General features: G+C 70.4%; 11 protein-coding genes and 2 pseudogenes. 6 read left to right on the top strand and 7 right to left on the bottom strand.

From position 1 onward, the window contains the following. Position 1: 1 nt before the first annotated feature. On the top strand, positions 2-5,038 hold the full coding sequence (lanM, locus tag ACH4S9_RS02235) for a type 2 lanthipeptide synthetase LanM (RefSeq protein ID WP_398369260.1): 5,037 nt from the start codon (positions 2-4) through the stop codon (positions 5,036-5,038). Between the two features lie 59 nt (positions 5,039-5,097). Here lanM and ACH4S9_RS02230 read toward each other — a convergent pair whose 3' ends face one another. Further along, positions 5,098-6,195, bottom strand: coding sequence for a serine hydrolase domain-containing protein (locus ACH4S9_RS02230; RefSeq protein WP_311729643.1), 1,098 nt, complete (start codon positions 6,193-6,195; stop codon positions 5,098-5,100). A 96-nt stretch (positions 6,196-6,291) separates the two neighbouring features. After that, complete coding sequence (locus tag ACH4S9_RS02225) at positions 6,292-6,681, bottom strand: MerR family transcriptional regulator (protein WP_385340757.1); 390 nt, start codon at positions 6,679-6,681, stop codon at positions 6,292-6,294. Positions 6,682-6,769: 88 nt separating this feature from the next. Between ACH4S9_RS02225 and ACH4S9_RS02220 the strand changes: the two genes are divergently transcribed. Together ACH4S9_RS02220 and ACH4S9_RS02215 are read left to right on the top strand one after the other, a co-directional pair. Beyond that, positions 6,770-7,459, top strand: a complete 690-nt coding sequence (locus ACH4S9_RS02220) for an SDR family NAD(P)-dependent oxidoreductase (protein ID WP_398369257.1) — start codon at positions 6,770-6,772, stop codon at positions 7,457-7,459. Positions 7,460-7,543: 84 nt separating this feature from the next. Beyond that, on the top strand, positions 7,544-9,100 hold the full coding sequence (locus tag ACH4S9_RS02215; protein WP_398369255.1) for a substrate-binding domain-containing protein: 1,557 nt from the start codon (positions 7,544-7,546) through the stop codon (positions 9,098-9,100). On the opposite strand, the gene ACH4S9_RS02210 is transcribed toward ACH4S9_RS02215, so the two are convergent. Further along, positions 9,024-9,467 (bottom strand): MerR family transcriptional regulator, encoded by a 444-nt coding sequence (locus ACH4S9_RS02210; RefSeq protein ID WP_311729647.1) that lies wholly within the window; start codon positions 9,465-9,467, stop codon positions 9,024-9,026. The genes ACH4S9_RS02215 and ACH4S9_RS02210 overlap by 77 nt on opposite strands. Positions 9,468-9,540: 73 nt before the next feature. Here ACH4S9_RS02210 and ACH4S9_RS02205 point away from each other — a divergent pair, with 73 nt between their 5' ends. Then, a complete protein-coding gene (locus tag ACH4S9_RS02205; protein ID WP_398369253.1) occupies positions 9,541-10,647 on the top strand; it encodes an alkene reductase in 1,107 nt (368 codons plus the stop codon). 43 nt (positions 10,648-10,690) lie between these two features. Further along, positions 10,691-11,572, top strand: coding sequence for a fructosamine kinase family protein (locus ACH4S9_RS02200; RefSeq protein WP_398369251.1), 882 nt, complete (start codon positions 10,691-10,693; stop codon positions 11,570-11,572). 330 nt (positions 11,573-11,902) lie between these two features. Here the strand turns inward: ACH4S9_RS02200 and ACH4S9_RS02195 are convergent, their stop codons facing one another. Together ACH4S9_RS02195 and ACH4S9_RS02190 are read right to left on the bottom strand one after the other, a co-directional pair. After that, positions 11,903-13,021 carry a protein-L-isoaspartate O-methyltransferase gene (locus ACH4S9_RS02195; RefSeq protein WP_398369249.1) on the bottom strand — a complete coding sequence of 373 codons (1,119 nt, stop codon included), beginning with the start codon at positions 13,019-13,021 and terminating at the stop codon, positions 11,903-11,905. A 278-nt stretch (positions 13,022-13,299) separates the two neighbouring features. Beyond that, positions 13,300-13,545, bottom strand: a complete 246-nt coding sequence (locus ACH4S9_RS02190) for a hypothetical protein (RefSeq protein WP_311729651.1) — start codon at positions 13,543-13,545, stop codon at positions 13,300-13,302. Between the two features lie 198 nt (positions 13,546-13,743). Between ACH4S9_RS02190 and ACH4S9_RS02185 the strand changes: the two genes are divergently transcribed. After that, positions 13,744-15,135 carry a helix-turn-helix domain-containing protein gene (locus ACH4S9_RS02185; protein ID WP_398369247.1) on the top strand — a complete coding sequence of 464 codons (1,392 nt, stop codon included), beginning with the start codon at positions 13,744-13,746 and terminating at the stop codon, positions 15,133-15,135. Positions 15,136-15,220: 85 nt separating this feature from the next. Here the strand turns inward: ACH4S9_RS02185 and ACH4S9_RS02180 are convergent. Together ACH4S9_RS02180 and ACH4S9_RS02175 are read right to left on the bottom strand one after the other, a co-directional pair. After that, a pseudogene (locus ACH4S9_RS02180) lies at positions 15,221-15,310 on the bottom strand (sugar phosphate isomerase/epimerase); the annotation flags it as partial. A 259-nt stretch (positions 15,311-15,569) separates the two neighbouring features. Beyond that, positions 15,570-15,996 (bottom strand): annotated as a pseudogene (locus ACH4S9_RS02175) (bifunctional 5,10-methylene-tetrahydrofolate dehydrogenase/5,10-methylene-tetrahydrofolate cyclohydrolase); the annotation flags it as partial. Between the last annotated feature and the right edge of the window lie 145 nt (positions 15,997-16,141).

Genomic DNA, 16,141 nt, shown 5'->3' with positions numbered 1-16,141 from the left:
CATGACGTGGAATACCATCCTCCGCCGGTCCGGCCCGGCCCGGCGGGTACCGACGATCACGCAGGTGGCCCAGACCGAATGCGGCCTGTGCTGCTGTGTCGCGGTGCTGCGCTACCACGGGCGCGCCGAGGAGATATCCAGCGCGCGGCAGGTCATGGATGCCGGCCGGGACGGCCTCAGCGCGACCCAGTTGGCCCGCTTCCTCCGGGAGCGCGGCATGGACGCGAAGCTCTTCCGCGTCAAGGACGTGTCGGCGCTCGCGAAGTTCACCTCGCCGGTGATCCTCTACTGGGAGGACTACCACTTCGTGGTGCTCGAGCGGTTCGACGGCCGCGGAGCGGTCATCATGGACCCGGCGCTCGGGCGGCGGCGCCTCAGCAGGAAGGAACTGGAGGCCGGCTTCAGCGGTATCGCCGTATCCGCCGAGCCCGGCCCCGACTTCGAACCGACGCCGCGGAAGTTCATGGCGGAGTGGCGCGGTGTCCCGCTCTTCGCAAAGGGTTCGCGCAGGCGCATCGCGCTGGTGGGGCTTCTCTCGCTCGGTGGATACGCGGGAACCCTCGGCATACCGATGCTGACGGAATGGGCGGTCGACCGGTACGTCCGCTGGGGAGGCCTGGACGACCTGGCCACGGTCCTTTCGGTCATCGTCGCCGTAGCCGTCGGGTATTTCGCGCTGTATCTGCTCAGAGTCGCCGTGCTCTCGTCCGTGGTGGCGATGATAGGCGAGCATCTGATGATCCAGACGTTCTCCAAGCTGCTCTCCCTGCCGTACAAGTTCTTCACGACGCGACAACCCGGCGACCTTCTGTTCCGGCTCAGCAGCGTGAATGTGATCAGGGATCTGCTCTCCTCGCGCGTGGCGCAGGGTGTGCTGGACGTCGGGACGCTGATATGCGTCAGCGGCTATCTGCTGATCGCCGAATGGCGGCTCGGCCTGGTAACGGCGGGACTGTCCCTGGCCAATGCCCTGTATCTGATGAAGACCCGGGTCCGGGTGCTGGAGTCCGTGGACGCGGAGATGACTCAGCTGAGCAGGAGCCAGTCGGCCCAGCTGGACGCGATCGTCTCGGTGCCCACCATCAAAATGGGCGGCTATGCGGCCGAGTTCCTGACCGGCTGGAGCAAGGTCTATTCCTCGTCCCTCCAGGCGATGAAGGACCGTATGCGCCTGCAACAGGGCCGCATCTCGGGCCTGACCTCCACCACCCAGATGTTCGGCCCGTTGATCCTGCTGCTGTCGAGCCTGTACCTCGTCGGCCACGGACAGATCTCCCTGGGCCAGGCCATGGCGGTGCAGACGGTGTCAGGCACCTACTTCGCGCTGTCGACGTCGGTGTTCCAGACCTGCACCGAGTTCGCCGAGGCGTCCCGCTACATGGCGCGGCTCAACGACATCGTCGAGACGCCGTCGGAGAACCGGGGCGGCGACCTCAAGCGGCTGCCCTCGACCTCCATCCGCCTGACCGACATCGGCTTCCAGTACACGGCCCACAGTGACCCGGTCCTGAGCGATGTCTCGATCGACATTCCGGCCGGGGCCAAGGTCGCCCTCGTCGGCACCTCGGGATCCGGTAAGAGCACGCTGGGACAGATCATCTGCGGTCTTTACGAACCGACGCGGGGCACCATCGAGTTCGGCGGGCGGGACATGACCGAATACGACAAGGATTCGCTGCGCCGCTCCATCGGATACATCCCCCAGGAAGTGCATCTGCACAATCGCACGATCCTGGAGAACCTGACAATGGGGCAGGACATCTCCGAGGAACAAGTGCGCGAATTCTGCGAGAGCGTCGGAATCCTCGACTTCCTCCAGGACCTCCCCATGGGGCTCAACACCCTGATCTCGGAAATGGGCGCGAACTTCTCCGGCGGTCAGCGGCAGCGGCTGGCCATCGTACGGACCCTGCTCCAGCGGCCCGCGATCCTGGTGCTCGACGAGGCGACGGCCTCGCTGGACACCATCAACGAGCGACGCGTCACGGACATCATCCAGGACATAGGCGCGACACAGATCATCATCGCCCACCGACTGGCGACCATCAAAGCGGCCGACCGCATTTACGTGCTCGACCGCGGACGCGTCATCGAACAGGGCACACACGAGGAATTGCTGAACGGAGGACCGGTCTACATGAATCTCTACGCGGAAAGTGACCCCGATGTCCTGATATCGGGACCGGAAGGCATAACCGGCCCGGAGGGCCCGGTCCCCGACCCGGACGTTTCGATCCCCGCCTTCCTCCCCTTCTATCAGCACCTCGTGCCCAGGAGCTCCGTGGTCGCGGCGCTGCGCGAGGTCATGGCCCCGGTCACGCGCCCCGAACGGCGCGAGGCGGTGGTGGACACCATCTGGGGAGAGCTGCTGACGGCTGTCGAGGGCCACTCCTTCCGTACGCTGATCGGCGAGTTCCACGCCTTCCGCGAGGGCCTGGGGCTGCCCATGACGGCAGACGTCGACGAGGCGCTACAGCGGTTCCGCAGGCATCTCGGCGCGCCCGGCACCTGCCGGCGCATCTCCGACGCCTACCCGGTGCTGCGGCAGCGGCTGGCGGCTCTGGTGGACAACTCGCTCGACGCGTACACCGATATGTTCGCCGCGTACACGGCGGACCAGGAGGCGCTGCGGGCCGACTGCCTGACGCCCCGTACGGCGGCGGCCGGGGAGTTGGTCGAGGACATCTTCCTCACCGGGTCCGATCCGCACAACGACAACCGCCAGGTGATCGGGGTGCGGCTGACCAGCGGCGCGCGGCTGATCTTCAAGCCGCGCGCCCTGGCGACGGACAGTTTCGTACGGGACCTGTACACCGCCGCCGACCCCTACCTCACCTTCTCGCTGCGGGACTGCCTGCCCATGTCGGTGACGTCCGGCTCCCACGGCTGGCAGCAGTTCATCCCCTCGGAGCCGATGACCTCGCCCGATCAACCGGCCCGGTACTTCTACCGGTTCGGCGCGCTGTGCGCGATCCTCTCCGCCATCGGGGCGTCCGATCTGCACGACGAGAATCTGCTGGCCCACGGCGAACACCCCTGCGTGATCGACACCGAGACCGTCCTGCGGCCGGACGCGGGCGTCGAGAACGACACGCTTCCGCACCTGCTGATCAATCACATGAAGCTGTCGGTCGCCTCCACGATGCTCGTGCCCTCGATGAGCCCTGCCTCCCCCGTCGACTTCCTCATGGCGGGGGTGGGTGTGGCCGGCGATCAGCCGTCCAAGATGACCCGGACGGTGATCCGCGACATCGGCACCGACGGCATGTCCGTCGGGCGGGATCCCATCACCTACCGGCAGGACGCCAACCTGCCACGGCTGGGGGACGCGCCGCTGTCCGCGACCGACCACTTCTCCGATGTGCTGGCCGGCTACACCGACGCCCTCGAGTTCGTGCGCGGCGGTGCGATCCCGGCGCTCCTCGACGCCCATCGGGACATGCCCGTCCGGTATGTGCTGCGGGCGACGCTGGTCTACAGCCGGTTCATGGACGCCTCGACGCACCCCTCCTACCTCTCCCGGCCCGAGGAGGCCGAGCGGCTGTTCGGGCTGCTCGGGAACTCCGGCCAGTTCACGGCCGAGTTGGCCCGTCGCGTCGGCGACGAGGAGCGCGCCGGTATGCACACGGGGAACGTGCCCTATTTCAGCTCGCGGGCGGACTCCACCGACCTGGCGACCTCGCGGGTGCGTTTCCCCGAGGTGTTCAAGACCTCGTCGGTGGACCACGCCCGGCGTGGCGTCACCCTCAACGCCGCCCGGCCGGACGGCTACCACCACCACCTGCTCGAGGAGTGCTTCGGCGAGGTGTTCGGCGAGGACAGCCCGGCCGGGCTGTCCCGGCACAGCGTGTTCGCGGCGCCCCTGCGGCACGCCCGCCCCGGCACCTGGTGGCCGGAGATCGCGCGGCGGATCGCCGACCTCGGCGTGACCCTGCACACGCCGGACGGCCCGCGGACCGGCTGGCTGGGCGGCATCGGCCCCGGGCGGGCCGCGGCGACCATCACTCCGGGCAACTTCGTCTCGTTCCATGACATGGGCGGCATCGTCGCCTTCCTCAACCGGGCGACCACCCTGGACGACGGCTTCCGGACCATTCACCTCCGTGCGGACCGGGGGCTCGACGAGCTCCTGGCGGGCTACGGCGAGACCCTGAACCAGATGCCGGAGTCCGTGTTCAGCGGCGCCTCCTCCCTGCTGCTCACCCGACCGCAGACGGCGCCGACCGACTGGCTCGGATCCCTGCTCGACAAGATTGACGCCCGGGCCGCGTCCGACGACCTGGAGACCGACCTCAGCAACGGCCCGGCCGGTCTGCTGATGGTCCTGCTGTCCCGCCTGGAGGCCGGCGACGACCCCGCCGCCCTGTGCGGCGAGCCCCGGCTCGCGCGCCTGCGTGATCTGGCCCTTGGCCATCTCCAGGCCCCCAGGACCGCGCCCTGGTTCGATCTGGCGCACGGCGAGCTGGGGCTCCAGTGGGCCCGCGCCCGCACCGGAAGGGTCCTCGGCGACGAGGCGCTGGCCAGGGAGTCCGCCGACTGGCTGACGACTCGGGCCGGTTCCGGCACGGGCGGTTCGCTCGCGGGGTGGTGCAACGGCGCCGCCGGTCTGCTGCTGGCCTCCGCCGAGATCCTGTTCTCCGCCGGCCGGGCCGACGAACTCTCCGGCCGCCGGCTGAAGACCCTGGTCGAGGCGGCGACACGGCTGCCCGCCCACCGGCCGGTGGACCTGTCGGTCTGCCACGGCAGCAGCGGCGTCGTCCAGTCGCTGATCGCCACGGGGCGGGTGCTCGGCGACGACTCGCTGCTGACCCGGGCGCGCGAATACCAGGAGCTCGTCCTGGCCAGGGCCCGCGACAACGGGTTCTACACGGGGGCACCCGGCCGCACCTCGCTGCTCGGCTACATGCTCGGCTGGGCCGGCGTCGGCGACACGGACGCCCTGCTGCACGCCGCGGAGCAGAACCACGACGACGGCTTCTTCCGCGTCCCGGTCGCGATGACCTCGGAATTCACGCGGTCGGCCCAGCCGGCGGGCTGATGTGGTGAGTACCGGACAGCGACACGCCGTCGTCACGGCGTGTCGCTGTCCTCGGTCGGTCAGTCCTCGCCCACCACGGCCAGGTCGTCACCCAAGGCGGCGGCGATCTCGGCGGCCCGGGAGTGGTCGTCCAACCGACGCGTCAGGTACGCGCAGGCGTGGTGGTGCCGGAGCGACCACCAGGCGACCGAGCCGCCGATCCCACCCTTGGCGATCTTGCCCTGGTCGCGTACGAAGCCGAGCGTCCAGGTGATCCTGGTGCCGAAGACCTCGTCGAAGTCGGTGACTTGGGATGCGAGGAGCTCGGCGTGCAGCTCCGGCCCGAGCAGTTCGCGCACCGGTCCGTCCTCGCTGGTGAGGCGGGAGAAGAACGCCGCCATGGAGGTCGCGGTCGTGTGCAGGTTGCACGCTCCGAAGACCGACTGCCGCCAGGCCCGGGAGTTCACCCGCGCCACGTCCAGGGCGCCGTCGGGGGTCTCCAACCACGGCGCCGCGTGCAGCCGCCGCGGCCACTCCGGGTTCGCGTACTCCAGGTCGGCCACGCGGCCCAGCGCGTCATCCGGCACCCCGAACCAGGCGTCCAGACCCAGCGCGGGCCGCACCACGTCATGGAACATCTCCCCGAGCGTCGTACCGGCGCCCGCGCGCAGGATGCCGTCCACCAAGTGGCCGTAGGTCAGCGCGTGCTCCCCCAGGGACGTCCCGGGAGCGTACTCCGGCGCCGCCCGGGCCAGGCTCTCCCGCAGCGCGCCGTCATCCAGCAGATCGATCCCCGCGGCTTCGGCCGCGAACCGCGGCTGGCCCGCCTGGTGTGTCAGCACGTGCCGGAGCGTGGTCCGATCCTTGCCCCGGACCCCGTACTCGCCCCAGTACCCGGAGATCGGCTCGTCCAGCGCCGGCGCGCCCTGACGGACCGCCGCCAACGCGGCGAGGGTGACGAACGCCTTCGACAGCGAGTAGGGCTGGACCAGCGTGTCGTCGCGCCAGGGACGGCTCCGCCCGGCATCGGACCAACCCCCGCTCAGCCGGACGACCTCGCGCCCCTCCCGCCACACCGACAGGCCCGCGCCGGTCTCCGAGCCGTCGTCCACCAGCCTCTGGAAGACCCGACGCACCGCGTCATACCCGTCCGCCGCGAATCCCTCGACGTCCACCATGCCCCCATTCCCTCATTCCGCCGCACCGGCGCGGCGCCGCGCCCCGTGACTCCAACGACTCGACAATACCCCCATGGGGTATGTGCGACAACGGCCTCAGCCGTCGCGGGACTCACGGGACTCGCGGGAGTGCCTCAGAGCCGCGTCGAGCAGCCCGCCGAGGGCCTGTTGGGAACTTTGGAGTCGGGCGATCGCCTCGCTGATCCGGACGTGTTCCCGTCGCAGGTGATCGACCATGCCGGGGCACGACGACGGGATGAGCTGTTCTCCCTCGTCGTGGACACAGCCCAGGACCCGGGCGATGACCGCGCTGGGCAGACCGGCCGCCAGCAGGGCCCGGATATGCCTGACCGCGGCGATGTCCGATTCGGCGTACTCGCGGTAGCCGTTGGAGAGCCGCGTCGGCCGGAGGAGATCTTGCTCCTCGTAGTACCGCAGCAGCCGCTGACTCACCCCCGTTGCGCGGGACAGGGCGCCGATCCGCACGTGAACTCTCCCGTTCGCGCTTGACCCTCACATGGATGTGAGACTTTAGCCTTCCTTCGCCGGGACTTCCGACGTCGAAGGAGCAATCATGCCGGGTGCGGTCATCATCGGAGCGGGGCCGGGGATCGGCCGGTCGGTCGCCCGCCGCTTCGCCCGCGAGGGCCTGCCGATCGCCCTCGTGGCACGGTCGGAGAAAACACTGGCGGCCACGGCGGAGGCCGTTTCCCCCACCGGGGTGCCGATGCGCCCGCTGGTCGCCGACTCCACCGACGAACGCGCCCTGCGCGCCGCCCTGGACACCGCGATCGCGCAGTTCGGCCTGCCCGACGTCGTCGTGTACAACGCCGCGATCATCCAGTCGGACGCGCTCGGCGACCTGTCCGCGTCCGCGCACCTGGACGCCTGGGCCGTCAACGTGGTCGGGGCGATCACCGCCGCCGCGCACGTCCTCCCGGCCATGGCGGAGCGCGGCAGCGGCACGTTTCTCATCACCGGCGGAATGCCCGAGCCGAAGCCCCAGTACCTCAGCCTCTCGCTCGGCAAGGCCGGTGTGCGGTCGCTGGTGACACTTCTCGACGAACAGTACGGCCCGTCGGGCGTACATGTGGCGACCGTGACCGTGGACGGCCCGGTCGCCCCCGGCACCGACTTCGACCCGGATGTCATCGCCGAGCACTACTGGCGGCTGCACACGCAACAACGGCACCAGTGGGAACGGGAGGTCCTTCACACCGGGCGAACGCCGTCGACGGTTGAACGCGAGACGAACACTTCATGAGAGTTCGGCCACGTCGGCCCCGTGTCCGTCCCGGAGACATACATTCGCCCCCTCAGGGCTCATGACCTGACGGGGGAAAAGTTCATGGGATGGCTGAAGGAGCTGGTGGCTCCGGAGAATCTGCTGGCGCTGCTCGGTGTCGTGGTCACGGTCGGGGGGCTGTCGTACGAGCGGCTGATCCCGGGGCGGAAACGCATCGGATACCGCGTGCAGATGGACACGTTGATAGACGACAGCACGAGCGACGGCCCGCTGCATCAGCGGCTGCGCATGCTGGAGAACACGCCCGACCTCGCCGGGGCCTCGCTCGTGCTGCTGCGGATCGAGAACGACGGATTCCGCAGCGTCGACGTGGACGACTACATCACCGCGCCCTCGACCGAACACCGCGGGCTCACCGCCATCTTCCCCAACCGCACGGTCAGGGATGTCGCCGTCACCGAGCCCAGCCATCCGGATCTGGTGCGCCATCTGCCCCAGCGCGGCACCGCGACGAATCCGGGGCTGATCTGCCGCGGCAATGAGATCTCCCTGCCGAGGGTGCCGCTGAACAAGGGCGACCATTTCAAGCTGCTGGTGTTGCTGACCGGCGCCGGGACGGACAAGCAGCCGTATGTCGCCGGGCGCATCCGGGAGGGCAGGATCCGGAACAACGAGCATTTCCGGCGGCCCAGCAACCGCGTGCTGGGGCTCATCGGCAGCCTGGTGGTTCTCATGATCCTCCAGCCCATCGGCTTTCAGCTCCTGGAACCGGACCCGCTGCGTCAAGGCTGCGCCAAGGGGACGCTCACGGTCGTCGGCTCCACCGCGTTCGAGCCGGTGATGAACGACCTGGACAAGGCGTACGAGGAGGACTGCGACGGCGCCGCCCACATCACCGTCGACGCCCAGGGCAGCGGCCGCGGCACGGACACGCTGCGGGACGTCGGGGAGGGCGCGAAGGGCTTTCCGGCGTATCTGTCGTTCTCCGACGGGCGGGAGGGGAGCGGGGATCCGGGGCTCAAGGAGCATCTGACCGCGCTGTCCGTGTTCACGATGGTGGTGAACAAGGAGGTCCGGATATCGAATCTGACCCTCGATGATGTGCGGAAGATCTACTCGGGCGAGATCACCGACTGGAAGCAGCTCGTCGGCGGGCCCGATCTGCCGATCAGGCTGGTGAGCCGGGACGGGAAGTCGGGCACGCGCGGGGTGTTCGAGAACCGGGTGCTGGGCAGCACGACCGAGCCCGCGCGTACGTCGGACAACTGCCGAACGCCGAAGTTCGACAACACGCACCTCGTGCGCTGCGAGCTCGACAGCACGGACGAGGTGCTGAAGACCGTGGCGCGGACGCCGGGCGCGATCGGCTACACCGAGCTGAAGGCGGCCAACGACCGCGCCGAGGAGCGGAAGGATGTGCGGCTGCTGGGCCTGGGCGGGCACCGGCCCTCGATCGACACCGTCAGGGACGAGACATATCCGTTCTGGGAGCCCGAGTACGCGTACACCTACGGGACCCCGCCGCCCAACTCCCTCACCTCGAAGTTCCTGGACTTCCTGGCCGGTGACACCGGACGGAACCTCATCGAGCGCCACGGCCATCTGCCCTGCTCGGCCCCGGAGAACCAGCAGGCGTGCCGGCGGGCGCATCGCGCGTGAGACCGGCGGGACTGCCCGAGGCCGTCTCGATCACCTCGTCCAGGACCGCGCGCGAGCGCCGCAGGTCCTCGATCATGCGGTCGATGCGGTCCCGCTCCGCCGTGAGGTCCGTGACCAGGCGAGCGTCGGCGGTCTCGGACGGGCCGCCGTCGGCGTCCCGCATACAGGGCAGCAGCTGCCCGATCTTCGTGCTGGTCAGCCCCGCGGCGTACAACTCCTGGATGCGCAGCACCCGGTCGACGGCGACGTCCGCGTACTCGCGGTGGCCGCCGGGGGTGCGCCGCGCCACCAGCAGACCCTGCTCCTCGTAGTAGCGCAGGGACCGTTCACTCACTCCCGTACGCCGGGCCAGCTCACCGATCCGCATGACGCACCTCACACCGCACGAGCTTGAATCTGACATCAATGGCAAGTTCTACGGTACCCGCATGACGGACACCATGACAGACACAGCGACCACCTCCCGCCTCTTCGCCCCCACCCGCCTCGGCCCCCTGAACCTGCCGAACCGCCTGGTCATGGCGCCGCTGACGCGCAACCGGGCGGCCGCCGACGGCAGCCCGACGCCGCTCATGGCCGAGTACTACGCCCAGCGCGCCTCCGCGGGGCTGATCATCGCCGAGGCGTCCACGCCCAATGCTGTCGGCCAGACCTACCCGAACATCACCGCCATCCACACCGACGCCCATGTGGCCGGCTGGCGGCGGGTCACCGAGGCGGTGGCCGCGGCGGGCGGCGGCCCGATGTTTCTCCAGATCCAGCACGGCGGCCGGGTCGGACACCCCGACAACAGCGGGCTGACCCCCGTGGCCCCCTCCCCGATCCCGCTCCCGGAGACCATCCACACCCCCACCGGCCGCCAGGACGCGGTGGTCCCGCGCGAGATGACGCCCGAGGACATCCGCGCCACCGTGAACGACTTCGCCGCCGCGGCCCGCCGGGCGCTGGACGCCGGTTTCGCCGGGGTCGAGGTGCACGCCGCCAACGGCCACCTCCTCCACCAGTTCCTCGCCCCCAACACCAACCGGCGCACCGACGCCTACGGCGGCAGCGTGGACAACCGCGTCCGGTTCGTGGTCGAGGTCGTCGACGCCGTCGCCGCGGCGATCGGGCCCGAGCGGGTCGGCCTGCGCATCTCACCCGGCAACACGGTCAACGGCATCGCCGACACCGACGCCGACACCCTGTACCCGGCGCTGCTCGCGCAGGTGGCCACCCGGAACCCGGCCTACCTCCACATCGTCTCCGCCGATCCGGAGCAGCCCCTCTTCCAGCGCATCCGCGCGGACTGGCCCGGCACGCTGATCGGCAACCCGGTCCTGCCCCGCGAGCAGATCCCCGCCGACGGCGGACGGCAGGCGGCCGAGCGGCTGCTGGCCGCGGGGGCCGACATCGTCGCGCTCGGCCGGCCCTTCCTCGCCAACCCCGACCTCGTGGAGCGGCTGCGCACCGGCGCGCCCGTCAACCCGGTCCGCGACCGCTACATGATGTACGTGGGCGGCCCCACCGGCTACACCGACTACCCGACCCTCGGCGCCGTACGCTGATGGCTCGGACCCGTACGACCGCGGCCCGGAGGGACACGACACGATGTCGGCCACGTACGAAGGCGGAACTGGCGAAGACCCCGGCGCCGCGGCGGCCCGCCTCACCGGCCGCCCGGTGACCGCCCTGCGCCCGCTGTCGGGGGCGCTCGCCGAAGTCGTGCTCGACGGCGGGCAGGTGGTCATGGTCAAGCGCGGCACCGACCCCGGCGCCGCGCGGGCCGAGGCGGCGGGCCTGCGCTGGCTGGCCGAGGCCGGGACGGTCCGCGTCCCGGCGGTGCACGGCCACGACCCGCACTGGCTGGTGACCGAGCGGGTCCCGACCGGCCGCCCGAGCGCCGAGGCGGCGGCCCGGTTCGGCCGCGACCTGGCCGCCCTGCACGCCGCCGGCGCCCCCGCGTTCGGCGCCCCGCCGCCCGGCGGGCCCGAGGACGCGTACATCGGGCTCGCCCCGATGCGCAACGTCCCCGGCGCCGACTGGCCGACCTGGTACGCCGACCACCGGGTGCTGCCCTATCTGCGCCGCGCGGTGGACGAGGGCACCATGCGCCCCGCCGAGGCGGCCGTGGTCGAGCGCGTCTGCGAGCGGCTGCCCGACCTGGCGGGCCCGGCCGAGCCGCCCGCCCGGCTGCACGGCGACCTGTGGAACGGCAATGTGCTGTGGGGCGCCGACGGCCACGCCTGGCTGATCGACCCGGCCGCGCACGGCGGACACCGGGAGACCGACCTGGCGATGCTCCACCTCTTCGGCTGCCCGCACCTGGACCACCTCCTGGACGGCTACCGCCAATCGGCCCCGCTCGCCGACGGCTGGCCCGACCGCATCGGCCTGCACCAGCTCTTCCCGCTGCTGGTCCACTCGGTCCTCTTCGGCCGCGGCTACGCCGAACAGGCCCTCGCCGCGGCCCGCGCGGCCCTGGCGGCCTGACCCACACTCAACTCCCGTACAGCGTGTGCCCCACTATCTCGTTCACGTAAGAGCTATCCCGTAATGCTGGGATAGTCCGGATTGCGGACACGGCATCCCAAGCGTGGTCCCGGCAAGCCGGGTCTCATCCTGGGGTAGACATGGCGCCTACCGGAATCTGCCGAGCAGAGGCTGTGCTTCACCTGGGGTGGAGTTCAGCTGCCACGAGTGTCCGGCCCGGAGGCATGGACTGCCGTGGTTGACTCGACGGGGCGTCTTGCCGCCCACTGCCGGGCCTAACGATACTCAGCCGTCCGGGTAACGGACGCTCGGAGGATTACGGGATAAGTCTTAGACGGGCCACCGAGACCCCGCGACCGGATCGCGGCACCACACATACTGCTGGTCCGGCTCCACGGTCATGCCGAAGTCATACAGTTCCGGCCTGCCCTCGCTCACCCACCAGCCCCGGGCGCGCTCCAGCTCCTCGACGAGGCGGCGCGGCCCACCCTGATGCGCGATGGCAGCGCCTTCGTCGTCGGACGCGGACAGCATGGCCCACGACGAGACACCGTCGTGGGCCCAGACCGCCGTGCCGTCGCATGCGTTCATGATGACCACCACGTCGGGCAGGACGACGCGCACCGCGAACAACAGGTGCGCGTCATCCCGGAGCGACAGCAGCTCCCGTGCGACCGGGCGCTCATCCTGCGGCGGCCCATCACCCCGTACCTCGCTCCAGCCCAGTCCCGCCTCACTCCCCCGACTGGGCATGAACATCGCCAGCCCCTGCACCCAGCCCGTCGCCGAGCCACCGCCCTCGGCCACCGTGAGAGCCACATGCCCCAGCCGCCCCCACGGGGTGACGATCCGCCCGCCCCCGCGCGTCTGGGCCACCCACTCCCAGGGCACCCGGTCCACGGCGTAAGTCGAGATCACCCGGTCGTACGGCGCGCCGACCGGCCATCCGAGGCTGCCGTCGCCGACCTGCACGTCCACGTCCGCCCCCGCCACCGCCAGGCATCGCCGTGCCTCTGCCGCGAGCCCCGCATCCACCTCGACACTCACCACCCGCCCCGGCCCGGCCCGCCACCCCAGCAGGGAGGCATTCCATCCCGCGCCGGTGCCGAGCTCCAGAACGCGATGCCCCTCTTGCAGCATCAGAGCATCCAGCATGTCCACCACGACGGCCTGACAGGAGATGCTGGAGGACGCCCGGCCGCCCATGACCTGAGTGACGGCCGGGTCGCTCGGCCCCGCGTACACCTCGGCGGCCCACAGCTCCGGATCCTCGGCGCGATCCACCGGCTGGTAGTGGAAGCCGTCCCAGCACCAGAGCCGGTCCGGGGCGAACAGATGCCGGGGCAGGGCGGCGACGGCGTCCCGGATCCACGGGGAGCGGTCGGGCCAGTCACCACCAGCCTCCATGGCCTCCGCCAACCGCATCCGCCGCTCTTCGAACTGGGTCATCGGAGACTACTTCCTGTGCGTGCCTGACGGCGGTGGCGGTTTGGGCACTTGTCCGTCCGTGTTCCCTGGCGGCGGCGTGCCCTGCCCGGGATCGGGGTCCGGCTTGTTGTGCTTTCCCATAGCGCACTCCTTAGCGACTGACTGTTGATCAACTCTGCGTGCACGCAAGGTGGTGCACGGCTACCCGAGCTGGAGGGCCCCGCCGAGCTGACCGCCCGGCTGCACGGCGACTTGGCGGTCGTGCACCATACCTCCACGTCGTGGTGAGGTGTACGGCGTCACTGGCCCTCTCGACGGGCCTGCTCGCGCTTGGCGATGAGCTGCGCGAACTGGATGGCGTACAGCTCCACCTGGTCGGGGGTGAAGACCAGCACCGATTCTGTGCTCCGGCCATCGGTGTGATGCAGCTCGATGCCGAGGCCAGCCTGCTGAGCACGGTGGTCGTACATCGCGTCCCGCTTCAGCGGAGTCGCGTACGTGACCGACGCCCACACGCCCTCAGCCGCCGGGCTCTTCTGCTCCATGGCACTCATTCCTGGGCTGTCACTGCGACCCGCTCACTGCGGGCCGTCCTGGTCTTCGAGGACACCGCAGCCCGGTCGCCGACGGGAGGTGCCGCCCTCTGACACGTACACGGTTTGCACGTGGCGTAAACGGTTTGCAACTGCCTGTATCGGCGACCGTTTGACGGGACAATAGGGCCCCATAGGAGGTGACTTGTCGTGGACGGCACACATCCGATCTGGCGCTCAGTCGCCATGCGCGATGCCCTCGCCCGCCGTGACGCCGGGGCGATCGTCCGGTTAGCCCGCCGCGCGGCCGACGTCACACTGGCCCAACTCGGAGCGGCCGTCGGCTACACCGCCGCCTCGCTGTCCCGGATGGAGCGCGGCATACAGCCCATGCGCGACGTACAGCTGCTGCGGCAGGTTGCCGAGTATCTGGACATACCGCCCGACCTGCTGGGACTCGCACCCCGACACGAGCAGGCGGCATCCCGCCGAAACGTCGATCAGCGCCTCTCCGGCACCACTAGGGTAGGAGCGCAGGCCCTGTTCGGCGAAGAGGGGGACGACCCAGTGCGACGCCGCGAACTCCTGACCGGTCTGGCCGGGGCGACCACCAGCGCGGTCTTCGGGCCCACGTCGGCCGCCGCCCAGTCTCCGGCGCGGCCGATGCTGTCGGGTCTGGAGGACCTGCTGCTGCACCGGCAGAACAGCCCGCTACTCGGCACGGACCCCACCCCGTCCACGGTCCTCGCGGCGGTCGGCGCCTCCCGCCGCGACTTCAGCGCCTGCCGCTATGACGCCCTTGCCCGTGGCCTGCCGTCCCGAATCGCACTCGCGCAGGCACTCGGCGCCGAGGGGCGCCCCCGGCAGGCGGCAACCGCGATCGCCGACCTCTACACCGTCGCGACCAGGCTGTGTATCAAGCTTGGCGAGGACGGTCTCGCGGCGGTCACCGCCGACCGAGCGCTGACCGCTGCCCTGGGGGGTGCGGACGCGCTGACCGTCGCCGAGGCCCACCGCATGGTCTCCAGCGCCTGGCGGCGCCAGGGCCACTACGCCCGCGCCACCGACGTTGCCGTCACCGCGGCCCAGCAGTTGGCCGCCGACCGCACCACGGACACGACCGAACGGCTGTCCGTCCAAGGCAACCTGTACGCCACCGCCGCCTACACGGCGGCGAAGCAAGGCGACCGACACACCGCGCGAACGCTCATCGCCGAGGCACAGACCACCGCCGGTCGACTCGGCCACGATGAAATGGGGCGCGGCGCCGTCTTCGGCCCCAGCCAGGTGGTCCTGCACCAGATCTCGATCAGCTACCTGCTCGGCGACGCCGGACAAGCCATCGAGCACGCCCGCCGTATCGACACCGCCGCCCTGCCCACCACCGAACGCCAGGGCCGCTACTGGATCGACGTCGCTCGCGCCTTCGACCAGTGGGGTAAGCCCGACCGTTGCTACCGCGCCCTGCTGGCCGCAGAGCACGCAGCACCGCAGGAAGTCCGCCGCGGCTCCGTACGGACCATAGCCGCCGGGTTGATGCGGCATGACCGCTCCCTCCCCGGCGTACGTGCGTTCGCCCAGCGCGTCGGCGCCCTCGCCTGACTGCTCCCGCGCCGGGGTGTGTCCGGCGGCCTGGGCGCACCCTGTCGAACGCACCCCGGGCAGCCGCTGGAGCACCAGATGTCCGGTAGCGGTCGGCCACCTCCGCCAGGACCTCCGCGCCGTCCCGTGCCCACACGGCCGGATTGAAGATCTCCACTTCGATCGGACCGTCGAAGAGCCCGTCGGCTACGCCTACGGCACGCCCCTCCCGCCCCGCTCCCGCTGGTGGGCCGGGATGCTCGAACCCCTTCCCGAGGAGATGACCCCGCGAGGACGGCACGCGGACCATGGCCCTGTGCGAGCTGATAGTGCGCTCGCCATGTCGGAAGGCCAGCACCGCTCACCGAATCCACGAAGAACTCATGCTTCACGTCCTGCGGCCCGCGTAAGCATCCAGGCGGCGCGGACGCGGCCGATGGCGCCGGTGGAGCGCCTCAGTCCACCCCCAACTGCCGTGCCGCCGCCTCCGCCGTCTGCGCGAGGAGCACGGCGATGGTCATGGGGCCGACCCCGCCCGGGACGGGGGTGATCAGGCTCGCCCGCTCCCTAGCGGTCTCGAAATCGACGTCCCCGACATTGGGCGGGTTGTATCCATCGTCGATCACCACGGCACCCGGCTTCACATCGCCCCCGGCGATGAACCGGGGACGGGCCGACCGCGGCCACCAGCACATCGGCCTCCCGCACGATCGCCAACAGATCGGTGGTGCGCGAGTGACAGTAGGTCACCGTGGCGTCCCGGCCGAGCAGCAGCATCCCGGCGGGCTTGCCCAGAATGACGCTGCGCCCCACCACGACCGCGTGTTTGCCCGCGAGGTCGACGTCGTACTCGTCCAGCAGCCGCATGAGGCCGCCGGGGGTTGGGAGCTGCTGTCGGTTGACAGTACCTGGACATGTTTTGGTGCGTATGAGCGAGTATCGACGACTGTGCGACGGGCCTGCGTCGGGAACGGGAGTTCTTGCGTCGAATGCGTGACCTTTGCGGGAGGTGCTCGTTGGGTGTGGT

This window comes from Streptomyces sp. NPDC021225 (genome assembly GCF_044332865.1).
Lineage (GTDB): Bacteria > Actinomycetota > Actinomycetes > Streptomycetales > Streptomycetaceae > Streptomyces.
The sequence above is the reverse complement of the archived record's forward strand: the minus strand, read 5'-3'. Positions and strand labels throughout refer to the sequence as shown.

Excerpts from the sequence above, each read along its gene's own strand:
- lanM (WP_398369260.1), top strand. The coding sequence starts at position 2 with ATGACGTGGAATACCATCCTCCGCCGGTCCGGCCCGGCCCGGCGGGTA.
- ACH4S9_RS02230 (WP_311729643.1), bottom strand. The coding sequence starts at position 6,195 with ATGGTGGACGTCGAGGGATTCGCGGCGGACGGGTATGACGCGGTGCGT.
- ACH4S9_RS02220 (WP_398369257.1), top strand. The coding sequence starts at position 6,770 with ATGCCGGGTGCGGTCATCATCGGAGCGGGGCCGGGGATCGGCCGGTCG.
- ACH4S9_RS02215 (WP_398369255.1), top strand. The coding sequence starts at position 7,544 with ATGGGATGGCTGAAGGAGCTGGTGGCTCCGGAGAATCTGCTGGCGCTG.
- ACH4S9_RS02210 (WP_311729647.1), bottom strand. The coding sequence starts at position 9,467 with ATGCGGATCGGTGAGCTGGCCCGGCGTACGGGAGTGAGTGAACGGTCC.
- ACH4S9_RS02205 (WP_398369253.1), top strand. The coding sequence starts at position 9,541 with ATGACAGACACAGCGACCACCTCCCGCCTCTTCGCCCCCACCCGCCTC.
- ACH4S9_RS02200 (WP_398369251.1), top strand. The coding sequence starts at position 10,691 with ATGTCGGCCACGTACGAAGGCGGAACTGGCGAAGACCCCGGCGCCGCG.
- ACH4S9_RS02195 (WP_398369249.1), bottom strand. The coding sequence starts at position 13,021 with ATGACCCAGTTCGAAGAGCGGCGGATGCGGTTGGCGGAGGCCATGGAG.
- ACH4S9_RS02190 (WP_311729651.1), bottom strand. The coding sequence starts at position 13,545 with ATGGAGCAGAAGAGCCCGGCGGCTGAGGGCGTGTGGGCGTCGGTCACG.